The sequence below is a fragment of the Variovorax sp. 20P10.2.4 genome (assembly GCF_058244205.1).
The window spans coordinates 1-9810 of record NZ_JBZAYE010000254.1 but is presented as its reverse complement, the minus strand read 5'-3'; the positions used below and the strand labels follow the sequence as shown (position 1 = coordinate 9810).

Below are 9810 nucleotides of genomic sequence, written 5' to 3'. Positions count from 1 at the left end.
CCCTGTAATTCGGTTCACGCGTCATGGATGAAGGCCGCGAAGCCGTTGAAGAGGGTGGCCACGGCGCTTCAACCAGCCGGTGAAGCGCCAGCTGTCCTGCGCGTGAGCGCAGTCCCGCTTGCGCGCCGGAATGGGCAACCATCCATCCACCGCGGGGGTACCCCGCAGCACGAGGCAAGGCGAAGGATCGCAGGGCCTCGTCGTGTCTTGAAGCGCCGGTGCCGCGCGGATTGTAGGAGGCGAATCGTGCGCGGCCGGGTGCGGCCGCGCGGGCACTCAGAGGTCGGTGCGCAGGCGCCAGATCTCGGGGAACAGCACCACGTCGAGCATCTTGCGCAGGTAGCTCACGCCGCCCGTGCCGCCGGTGCCGCGCTTGAAGCCGATCACGCGTTCGACGGTGGTGACGTGGCGGAAGCGCCAGAGGCGGAAGGCATCCTCGATGTCGGTGAGTTTCTCGCCGAGCTGGTAGAGGTCCCAGTGCCGGTGCGGCTCGCGGTAGACCTGCAGCCAGGCGGCCTCGACGCCGTCGCTGGCCTCGTAGGGCTGGGTCCAGTCGCGCTCGAGGCGGTCGGCGGGCACGTCCAGGCCGTGGCGCGCGAGCAGGCGCAGCGACTCGTCGTAGAGCGAGGGCGAACGCCAGGCGGCTTCGACCTGGGCCAGCAGGTCGGGGCGGTGCGCATGCGGCTTGAGCATGGCGGGGTTCTTGTTGCCGAGCGCGAACTCGATGCAGCGGTACTGCGCGCTCTGGAAGCCGCTCGAGCTCGCGAGGTAGGGCCGCATCGCGGTGTATTCGGGCGGCGTCATGGTCGACAGCACGGTCCAGGCACCGACCAGCTGTTCCATGATGCGGCTCACGCGCGCCAGCATCTTGAAGGCATCGGGCAACTGCTCGCTTGCGATGCAGGCGGTGGCGGCGCGCAGTTCGTGCAGCATCAGCTTCATCCAGAGCTCGCTGGTCTGGTGCTGCACGATGAACAGCATCTCGTCGTGCGCGGGCGAGAGCGGATGCTGGGCGTTGAGGATCTCGTCGAGATGCAGGTAGTCGCCGTAGCTCATCGACGCGCTGAAATCCAGCTGCGCCTTCTCTTCGTGGACGATGTCTTCGGGGCGCTTCTCGGTGCTCATGTCACTGCGTTCTTGCGGTTGAATTCGGGGCGTCGCCACTCGCCGGTCTCGAGCACCTGCACCAGCTGTTCGACGGAGTTCCAGACGTCCTCGAAGCCGAGGTACAGCGGCGTGAAGCCGAAGCGCAGGATGTCGGGCATCTGCGCGTCGCCGGCGCGGAAGTCGCCGATCACGTTGCGCGCGATCAGCGCCTGCACGATCGCATAGGCACCTTCGTCGCGGCTCAGGCACACCTGCGAGCCGCGGCGCGCATGCTCGCGCGGCGTGACCAGCGACAGGCCGTGGCCCGCGCAGCGCTCCTCGACCAGCGCGATGAACAGGTCGGTGAGTGCGAGCGACTTGGCGCGCAGCGCGCCCATGCCGCCGCGCTCGCCGTCGAAGGGCTCGGCCGCGAGCACGGTGTCGAGGCCGCATTCGAGCGCCGACAGCGAGACGATCGGCTGCGTGCCGCAGAGGTAGCGCGCCACGCCCGGCGCGGGCCGGTAGTGCGGCGTGAACTCGAACGGCGCCGCATGGCCCCACCAGCCCGACAGCGGCTGCTCGAAGCGGCCGGCATGGCGCGTGTGCACCCAGGCGAAGGCCGGCGCGCCGGGGCCGCCGTTGAGGTACTTGTAGCCGCAGCCGATGGCGTAGTCGGCCTCGGCCTCGTTGAGCGCCACCGGCACCGCGCCCGCGCTGTGGGCCAGGTCCCAGACCGCGAGCGCGCCGGCCTCGTGCGCGGCGGCGGTGATGGCCTTCATGTCGTGCATGGCGCCGGTGCGGTAGTTGACGTGCGTGAGCATCAGCACCGCGACCTCGTCGGTCAGCGCGCCGGGCAGCTCGTCGGCCTCGATCAGCTTGAGCGTGAAGCCTCGCTCGCGGCACAGCGACTCGGCGATGTAGAGGTCGGTCGGGAAGTTGCTGCGCTCGCTCACCACCAGCTTGCGGCCGCTGTCCTTCTGCTGCGAGAGCGCGGCGAACAGCACCTTGTAGAGGTTGACCGAGGTGCTGTCGGTGCACACCACCTCGCCGGGCGCGGCGCCGACCAAGCGCGCGACCTTGTCGCCCAGGCGCTGCGGCAGGTCGAACCAGCTCGCGGTGTTCCAGGAGCGGATCAGGCCTTCGCCCCATTCCCTGGCCACCACTTCGGCGATGCGCGCGGGCGCGGCCTTGGGCAGCACGCCGAGCGAGTTGCCGTCGAGGTAGATCACGCCTTCGGGCAGCGTGAACTGGTCGCGCAGGGCGCGCAGCGGGTCTTGCGCGTCGAGCGCGCGGCAGTCTTCGAGGGTGGTCGTCATGGGTCTTGGCGGATCAAAGCTCGCGCAGCACGGCGCGAACGGGGGAGGCATCGGCGCTCACCAGCCTGAGCGGCAGCGCGATGAGTTCGTAGTCGCCCTCGGGCACCTCGTCGAGCACGAGGTTCTCGAGCACGCGCAGGCCGCGGCGGCGGATCGCCTGGTGGCTGTCGAGGGTCTTGCTGTCGGCCGGGTCGATGCTCGCGGTGTCGATGCCGATGAGCTTCACGCCCATGGCCGCGAGGCGCTCGACCGTGGACGGCGCATAGGCGGCGAGCTGGCCGTCCCAGCGATCGACCGGCATGGCGGCATAGGTGCGCACCAACACCCGCGGCGGCAGCTGGCTCGTGATCGCGTGGGCGATGTGCGCCCATTCGACCAGCGGGCTGCGGCCGATGGCGTGGATCACGCGGCAGGGGCCGATGAAGGCGTCGAGCGAGACGTCGCCGATGGTCGCGCCCTCGGGGTCGTAGTGCAGCGGCGCATCGGCGTGCGAGCCCACGTGCGGCGACATCGTGATCGCGCTCACGTTGACCGGGCAGCCCGGCCCGATGGTGGCGCACCACTGTTGCGTATAGGGCGTGTCGCCCGGAAACACCGGGCTGCCCGCGTGCACGGGGGCGGAGATGTCCCAGAGTCGGCGTGGTGCGGTCATGGTGGCTAGATCGGTGTCACGAAGCGGTGTCACGAAGGGTGGGGTTCGGGTGGCAACAATGCCGGTGGGCCGAGGCAGCCAGTGTGGGCTGGATGCCGGCTTGCCACAAGCCGTTGCGTGCAGCCGGATGCTATTCGCAAGAGTTGCTTGAAGTCGAGAAGTTATCCATGGGTTCGAATGAAATTGGATAATCCATTCTCAAACGACCGATTCTGGAAAAAATCATGCAAGCCGACCTCGATCGCACCGACCTCCAGCTGCTGCGCGCGCTGCAGGACAACGCCCGCCTGACCTCGGGCGAGCTCGCGCAGATGGCGCACCTGTCGCAGTCGCCGTGCTGGCGGCGCGTGAAGAAGCTCGAGGACGACGGCGTGATCGGCGGCTACCACGCGGGCCTGAACCGGCGCGCGCTGGGCTTCGGCGTGATGGCCTTCGTGATGGTGGGCATCGACCACCAGACCGAGATCTCGTCGCGCGCCTTCGAGGACGCGGTCTGCGCCATTCCCGAGGTCGTGATGTTCCACGGCATCTCTGGGCCCGAGGACTTCATTCTGGTGGTGGTGGCGAAGGACCTCGACGCCTACTCGGAGCTGCTGCAGCGCAAGCTGCACCGCCTGCCGGGCGTGCGCCACGTGCAGACCTATTTCTCGCTGCAGGAATTCAAGGGCCGCGTGGGCGGCCTGCCGGTGCCGGCGACCTGATCAGTGCAGGGTGTCGGGCAGCGCGCCGAGCCCGTGCCGCAGCCGCGCGCGCTGGCAGGCATCGCTGCCGGCCTGCAGCTCATGGCAGGGATTGGGCCGCCACTCGTAGATGCCGCAGGCCACCGACTGGCCGATCTTGCCCGTGAGGGCCGCGCAGCGCGCGGGCGTGTGGTCGGTGCCGCGCATGCGGCACAGCGCGTCGTTGACCTCGACGGCCAGGCCCGAAGGCACCCGGCCGCCGTTGTCGTCGAGCTCGTGCACGCTGAAGTCGACGCGGTAGCTGGCGCAGCAGGCGCCGCATTGCTGGCAGGCGTTCATGGCGGGCTGTGCGTCGAAGGAGGCGAGGGAAGGGGCGCTCAGAGCCTGCCGAGCAGCAGGAACTCCATCAGCGCCTTCTGCGCATGCAGGCGGTTCTCGGCCTCGTCCCAGACCACCGACTGCGGGCCGTCGATGACCTCGGCCTGCACTTCCTCGCCGCGGTGCGCGGGCAGGCAGTGCATGAACAGCGCGTCGGGCTGGGCCACGCGCATCATCTCCTCGTCCACGCACCAGTCGGCGAAGGCCTTGCGGCGCGCCTCGTTCTCGGCCTCGTAGCCCATGCTGGTCCAGACGTCGGTGGTCACGAGGTCGGCGCCGCGGCAGGCTTCCATCGGGTCCTTGTAGACCTTGTAGCTGTCGCCCGAGCGGATGCCGGCGATCGACTGGTCGACCTCGTAGCCGCTGGGCGTGCTCACGTGCACGGTGAAGCCGAGGATCTCGGCGGCCTGCAGCCAGGTGTTGGCCATGTTGTTGCCGTCGCCCACCCAGGCCACGGTCTTGCCCTGGATCGAGCCGCGGTGCTCGATGTAGGTGAAGATGTCCGCGAGGATCTGGCAGGGATGGAACTCGTTGGTCAGGCCGTTGATGACCGGCACGCGCGAATGCGCGGCGAAGGCATCGATCTTGGTCTGCTCGTAGGTGCGGATCATCACCAGGTCGACCATGCGGCTGATGACCTTGGCGCTGTCCTCGATCGGCTCGGCGCGGCCGAGCTGGCTGTCGCCCGTGGTCAGGTGCACCACGCTGCCGCCGAGCTGGTACATGCCGGCCTCGAAGCTCACGCGGGTGCGCGTGCTGGCCTTCTCGAAGATCATGGCCAGCGTGCGGTCGGTCAGCGGCTGGTGCTTCTCGTAGGTCTTGAACTTCTTCTTGATGACCGCCATGCGGTCGAACAGGTAGGTGTACTCGTCGGCCGAGAAGTCCGAGAACTGCAGGTAGTGGCGGATGGCTGGCGTCGCGCTGGCACTCGTCATTTGGGGGCGGGCTCCGAGAGGAAGGTCTTCACGATCGGCGCGAGGATGGCGACGATCTCGTCGGCCTCGGCGATGCTCAGGATCAGCGGCGGCACCAGGCGGATCACGCTGTCGGCGGTCACGCTCAGCAGCAGGCCGGCATCGCAGGCGCGGTTGAGGATCGCGCCGCAGGGACGGTCGAGCTCGATGCCCAGCATCAGGCCCTGGCCGCGCACTTCCTTCACGCCGGGCAGGCCGCCCAGTTCGCGCTCGAGCGCGGCCTTCAGGTGGGCGCCGACGTTGGCGGCGTTCTCGAGCAGCTTCTGCTCTTCCATGATGCGGATGGTCTCGATGCCGGCGCGCATGGCGAGCGGGTTGCCGCCGAAGGTGGTGCCGTGGTTGCCGGGGCCGAAGATGTTGGCGGCCTTGGGGCCGGCCACCACGGCGCCGATCGGCACGCCCGAGCCCAGGCCCTTGGCCAGCGGCATGACGTCGGGCAAGATTCCGGCCCACTGGTGGGCGAACCACTTGCCGGTGCGGCCCATGCCGCACTGCACCTCGTCGATCATCATCAGCCAGTCGCGCTCGTCGCACAGCGCGCGCACCTGCTTCAGGTACTCGATGCGCATCGGGTGGATGCCGCCTTCGCCCTGGATGGTCTCGAAGAACACGGCGACCACGTTGGGGTTGCCCTCGGTGGCCTTCTTCAGGGCCTCGATGTCGTTGAGCGGCACGCGGATGAAGCCCTCGACCAGCGGGCCGAAGCCCTTCTGCACCTTGGGATTGCCGGTGGCCGACAGGGTGGCGATGCTGCGGCCATGGAAGGCGGCTTCATAGACCACGATCTCGGGGCGCTCGATGCCCTTGTCGTGGCCGAACTTGCGCGCCAGCTTCAGGGCGGCTTCGTTGGCTTCGAGGCCGGTGCAGCAGAAGAAGGCGTTGGTCAGGCCCGAGATCTCGGTCAGCTTGGTGGCGAGCTTTTCCTGGCCGGTCACGTGGTAGTAGTTGGAGCTGTGGATCAGCTTGCTGACCTGGTCCTGCAGCGCGGGCACCAGCTCGGGATGGTTGTGGCCCAGCGTGTTGACGGCGATGCCGCCGAGGCCGTCGAGGTAGGCGCGGCCGTTCGTGTCCCAGACTCGGCAACCCTGACCGTGCGACAGCGCGATCGGAAGGCGGCCGTAGGTGTTCATGACGTGGGGCGAGGTGGGCTCGACGGTAGCGCTCATTCGGTTCTCCAGTAAGGGAAGGCGGATTCTAGGCGGCGAGTTTGACGCTGGCGTTGAGGATTCCGCATCACAGCAATGCCCTGCGGCGGGTGGAAGGCGGGAGGGCGCGGATAGAATCCTTGCTGCACCGCAACAGCTCGCTACGGCTCGCGGTCGCCTCTTCCCAAACGATGATTTCCCCCACCGCCACCGAGATCTTCATCCAAGGCATCACGCACGACGGCCGCACCTTTCGCCCGAGCGACTGGGCCGAGCGGCTGGCCGGCGTGATGTGCTCCTTCCGGCCCGGCGGGGCCTATCCGGGCAGCCACCTGAGCTATTCGCCGTGGTGCGTGCCGACCACCATCAATGGCGTGAAATGCGTGGTGGTGAACAGCGCGCTGCGCGAGGCCGAACCCATGGCCTGGGACTTCTGCGTGAACTTCGCGCGCGACAACGACCTGCAGGTGGCCGAGGCCTGCCTGGTGCCCGATCCGGACCACCAACACAAGGACGGGCTCCAGCGGACCCCGCCGACGCCGGTCAAGAAGCCCTGAGCGGTCGACCGCTTTTCCTTTTTCGACAAACCGTTCGCCCATGAAAAAACCGCCCGAAGGCGGTTTTTCACTTTGCTGCAGCGCACCCCGATCAAACGGCGGACCGGTGCGAACCGGTCCGGGCTTGCCTGACAGGTGTCAGGCGGCGGCCTTTTCAGGCGCGAGGGCCAGGGCCTTGACCTTGGCCGACAGGCGGCTCTTGTCGCGAGCAGCCTTGTTCTTGTGGAAGATGCCCTTGTCGGCGACCGTGTCGACGATGCTCTGGGCCTTGGCGAACAGCTCGGTCGCCTTGGTCTTGTCGCCGGCCAGAACAGCCTTTTCGACGTTCTTGACGGCGGTGCGGTACTTCGAGCGCAGCGAGGTGTTCGCTGCGTTCAGCTTGGTGTCCTGGCGGACGCGCTTGCGGCCCGACGCCAGGCGCGGGTTCTTCTTCTTGGGCTTGGTAGATGCCATGGTAGTGTTCTCTCAGTGTCTGAGGATGATGCAGCAAAGCCCTCCATTATAGGCCGGGTGCGGAAATCTGGCCAGAACCGCCATTTCACGGGCTTTGCGGGGCCTACACTCCCCCCGTGTCGCTGCTCAAATCCGCCTCCACCGTCTCCCTGCTGACCCTCGCCTCGCGCATCACCGGCCTCGTGCGCGACGTGCTGTTCGCCTCGGTGTTCGGCGTCAGCGCGCTGACCGACGCCTTCAACGTCGCCTTCCGCATTCCGAACCTGTTCCGTCGGGTTTTCGGCGAGGGGGCGTTCAGCCAGGCCTTCGTGCCGGTGCTGGCGGCCACCCGCACCGAGCGCGGCGATGCTGGCGCCAAGGAACTGGTCGACCATGTCGCCACGCTGTTGACCTGGATGCTGGTGCTGGTGTGCGTGGCCGGCGTGGTCGGCGCGCCGTGGCTGGTCTGGGCCATGGCCAGCGGCCTCGCGGGCTTCGATGCCGCGGTGGTCATGACGCGCTGGATGTTCCCCTACATCGGCTTCATGTCGCTGGTGGCGCTGGCCGGCGGCATTCTCAACACCTGGCGCAAGTTCGCGGTGCCGGCCGCCTCGCCGGTGCTGCTCAACATCGCGCTGATCCTGTCGATCCTGTTCGGCGCGCCGCTGTTCCGGCGCTGGGGCATCGAGCCGATCTATGCCCAGTGCGTGGGCGTGATGGTGGGCGGGGTGCTGCAACTGGCGCTGCAACTGCCCGCGCTGCGCAAGCTGGGGCTGCTGCCGCGCATCGGCGCGAGCTTCAAGGCGCTGCGCACGGCGTGGTCGGACCCCGACACGCGCAAGATCGCGCGCCTCATGCTGCCCGCGCTGCTCGGCGTGAGCGTGGCGCAGATCTCGCTGCTGATCAACACGCAGATCGCCTCGCACCTGGCCACCGGCAGCGTGACCTGGGTCACCAATGCCGACCGGCTGATGGAGTTCCCGACCGCCATGCTGGGCGTGGCGCTGGGCGTGGTGCTGATGCCGCAGCTGGCCGGCGCGCGCGCGGCCAAGGACGACGCGCGCTATTCGTCGCTGCTCGACTGGGGCCTGCGCCTGGTGCTGCTGCTCGCGGCGCCGTGCGCGGTGGCGCTGCTGCTGTTCTCGCAGCCGCTGGTGGCGGTGCTGTTCCACAACGGCGCCTATGGCGGCGAGGACGTGCGCCGCACCACCGTCGCGCTGATGGGCTATGGCGTCGGCCTGGTCGGCATCGTGGCCATCAAGGTGCTCGCGCCCGGCTATTACGCCAAGCACGACACGCGCACGCCGATGCTGATCGCGGTCGGCGTGCTGATCCTGACCCAGGTGCTCAACCTGTTCCTGGTACCGGTGCTGCAGCACGCGGCGCTGACCCTGACCATCGGCATCGGCGCGCTGGTCAACGCGAGCTGGCTGCTGGCGGGCCTGATCCGCCGCGGCAGCTACAAGCCCGAGCCCGGCTGGGGCCGCTTCGCGCTGCAGGTGCTCGCAGGCTCGCTGGTGCTGGCCGCGCTGCTGGCCTGGGCCTCGGGGCATTTCGACTGGATCGGCCTGCGCGAGCAGCGCTTCTGGCGCATCGGCCTGCTCGCGATGCTGGTGACCGGCGCCGCGCTGCTCTATTTCGCGGTGCTGGCCGCCGCCGGCGTGCGGCTGCGCAGCTTCATGCGGCGCTGAGCCCCCGACGATCGGCAGTGCCGTAGGCCTTGGCAATCCGCATGTCCCCCGCCTTGACGCTGCCGGCCCCGCTCCTCTACAAAGCCACATGACGACGTTCAGCTTCCAGGTCCCCACCGCACTCGAGTATTTCGAGTCGCTCGTGCAGAGCGACGACCAGTTCCCGCTGCTCGAAGCCGCCGCCAGCATCGCGCAGGACGAGTACCCCGACCTCGACGTCCAGCAGGTGCTCGGCGACGTCGACCAGTTGCTGGCCCGCCTCAAGCGCCGCCTGCCGTCCGACGCCGCGCCGCTCGCGCGGCTGCGCGCGCTCAACCAGTTCTTCTTCAACGACCTGAACTTCGGCGGCAACGTCAACGACTACTACGACCCCGACAACAGCTATCTCAACGCGGTGCTGCGCACGCGCCGCGGCATCCCGATCTCGCTCGCGGTGCTGTGGATGGAGCTGGCGCAGGGCCTGGGGCTGCAGGCGCGCGGCATCGGTTTCCCGGGGCACTTCATGCTCAAGGTGACGCTGCCCAAGGGGCAGGTGGTGATCGATCCCTTCACCGGCAAGTCGCTCTCGCGCGAGGAGCTCAGCGAGCGGCTCGAGCCCTACAAGCGCGGCAACGGCCTGGTCGGCGAATTCGACGTGCCGCTGGGCCTGTACCTGCAGCCCGCGAGCTCGCGCGAGATCATCGGCCGCATGCTGCGCAACCTGAAGGAAGTGCACCGCGCGCAGGAGGACTGGCAGCGGCTCATCGCCGTGCTCGACCGCATCATTGCGCTGCTGCCCGAGGCCTGGGGCGAGTACCGCGACCGCGGCATCGCCCATGCCGAGCAGGGCAGCACGGCCGCCGCGGTGCGCGACCTCGAGGCCTACCTGGCCCATGCCGAGGACGCACTCGACATCGACG

Annotated in this window: 11 protein-coding genes; 4 read left to right on the top strand and 7 right to left on the bottom strand. The window is 68.5% G+C overall.

Translation table 11 applies throughout. The features are described 5' to 3' along the window. Positions 1-276: 276 nt before the first annotated feature. The 3 genes from kynA to kynB are packed head-to-tail and all read right to left on the bottom strand — an operon-like array spanning position 277 to position 3054. Complete coding sequence (gene kynA, locus AC27VN_RS22110; RefSeq protein ID WP_490877909.1) at positions 277-1125, bottom strand: tryptophan 2,3-dioxygenase; 849 nt, start codon at positions 1123-1125, stop codon at positions 277-279. Then, on the bottom strand, positions 1122-2402 hold the full coding sequence (kynU, locus tag AC27VN_RS22105) for a kynureninase (RefSeq protein WP_490877908.1): 1281 nt from the start codon (positions 2400-2402) through the stop codon (positions 1122-1124). The genes kynA and kynU overlap by 4 nt, the downstream gene beginning before the upstream one ends. A gap of 13 nt (positions 2403-2415) precedes the next feature. Next, positions 2416-3054, bottom strand: coding sequence for an arylformamidase (kynB, locus tag AC27VN_RS22100; protein WP_490877907.1), 639 nt, complete (start codon positions 3052-3054; stop codon positions 2416-2418). Between the two features lie 224 nt (positions 3055-3278). Here kynB and AC27VN_RS22095 point away from each other — a divergent pair, with 224 nt between their 5' ends. After that, positions 3279-3755: an Lrp/AsnC family transcriptional regulator gene (locus tag AC27VN_RS22095; protein ID WP_209541257.1), complete on the top strand. Its 477-nt coding sequence runs from the start codon at positions 3279-3281 to the stop codon at positions 3753-3755. On the opposite strand, the gene AC27VN_RS22090 is transcribed toward AC27VN_RS22095, so the two are convergent. Genes AC27VN_RS22090 through AC27VN_RS22080 form a run of 3 tightly spaced genes read right to left on the bottom strand, consistent with a single transcriptional unit; the run spans position 3756 to position 6252 of the window. Further along, positions 3756-4073: a YkgJ family cysteine cluster protein gene (locus AC27VN_RS22090; protein ID WP_203204912.1), complete on the bottom strand. Its 318-nt coding sequence runs from the start codon at positions 4071-4073 to the stop codon at positions 3756-3758. It lies immediately after the preceding gene. A 38-nt stretch (positions 4074-4111) separates the two neighbouring features. Beyond that, positions 4112-5047, bottom strand: a complete 936-nt coding sequence (argF, locus tag AC27VN_RS22085) for an ornithine carbamoyltransferase (RefSeq protein ID WP_208510212.1) — start codon at positions 5045-5047, stop codon at positions 4112-4114. After that, entirely contained in the window at positions 5044-6252 is a 1209-nt protein-coding gene (locus tag AC27VN_RS22080) for an aspartate aminotransferase family protein (protein ID WP_490877906.1), read from the bottom strand. The genes argF and AC27VN_RS22080 overlap by 4 nt, the downstream gene beginning before the upstream one ends. Positions 6253-6422: 170 nt before the next feature. On the opposite strand from AC27VN_RS22080, the gene AC27VN_RS22075 reads away from it, so the two are divergent. Beyond that, positions 6423-6788: a DUF3579 domain-containing protein gene (locus AC27VN_RS22075; RefSeq protein WP_057590667.1), complete on the top strand. Its 366-nt coding sequence runs from the start codon at positions 6423-6425 to the stop codon at positions 6786-6788. Between the two features lie 138 nt (positions 6789-6926). Here the strand turns inward: AC27VN_RS22075 and rpsT are convergent, their stop codons facing one another. Beyond that, a complete protein-coding gene (rpsT, locus tag AC27VN_RS22070; RefSeq protein WP_057590666.1) occupies positions 6927-7241 on the bottom strand; it encodes a 30S ribosomal protein S20 in 315 nt (104 codons plus the stop codon). A gap of 116 nt (positions 7242-7357) precedes the next feature. Between rpsT and murJ the strand changes: the two genes are divergently transcribed. Both murJ and AC27VN_RS22060 read left to right on the top strand, forming a co-directional pair. After that, on the top strand, positions 7358-8911 hold the full coding sequence (murJ, locus tag AC27VN_RS22065) for a murein biosynthesis integral membrane protein MurJ (protein ID WP_490877905.1): 1554 nt from the start codon (positions 7358-7360) through the stop codon (positions 8909-8911). A gap of 88 nt (positions 8912-8999) precedes the next feature. Continuing rightward, a partial coding sequence (locus AC27VN_RS22060) for a SirB1 family protein (RefSeq protein WP_490877904.1) occupies positions 9000-9810 on the top strand: 811 nt, incomplete at its 3' end.

Excerpts from the sequence above, each read along its gene's own strand:
- kynA (WP_490877909.1), bottom strand. The coding sequence starts at position 1,125 with ATGAGCACCGAGAAGCGCCCCGAAGACATCGTCCACGAAGAGAAGGCG.
- kynU (WP_490877908.1), bottom strand. The coding sequence starts at position 2,402 with ATGACGACCACCCTCGAAGACTGCCGCGCGCTCGACGCGCAAGACCCG.
- kynB (WP_490877907.1), bottom strand. The coding sequence starts at position 3,054 with ATGACCGCACCACGCCGACTCTGGGACATCTCCGCCCCCGTGCACGCG.
- AC27VN_RS22095 (WP_209541257.1), top strand. The coding sequence starts at position 3,279 with ATGCAAGCCGACCTCGATCGCACCGACCTCCAGCTGCTGCGCGCGCTG.
- AC27VN_RS22090 (WP_203204912.1), bottom strand. The coding sequence starts at position 4,073 with ATGAACGCCTGCCAGCAATGCGGCGCCTGCTGCGCCAGCTACCGCGTC.
- argF (WP_208510212.1), bottom strand. The coding sequence starts at position 5,047 with ATGACGAGTGCCAGCGCGACGCCAGCCATCCGCCACTACCTGCAGTTC.
- AC27VN_RS22080 (WP_490877906.1), bottom strand. The coding sequence starts at position 6,252 with ATGAGCGCTACCGTCGAGCCCACCTCGCCCCACGTCATGAACACCTAC.
- AC27VN_RS22075 (WP_057590667.1), top strand. The coding sequence starts at position 6,423 with ATGATTTCCCCCACCGCCACCGAGATCTTCATCCAAGGCATCACGCAC.
- rpsT (WP_057590666.1), bottom strand. The coding sequence starts at position 7,241 with ATGGCATCTACCAAGCCCAAGAAGAAGAACCCGCGCCTGGCGTCGGGC.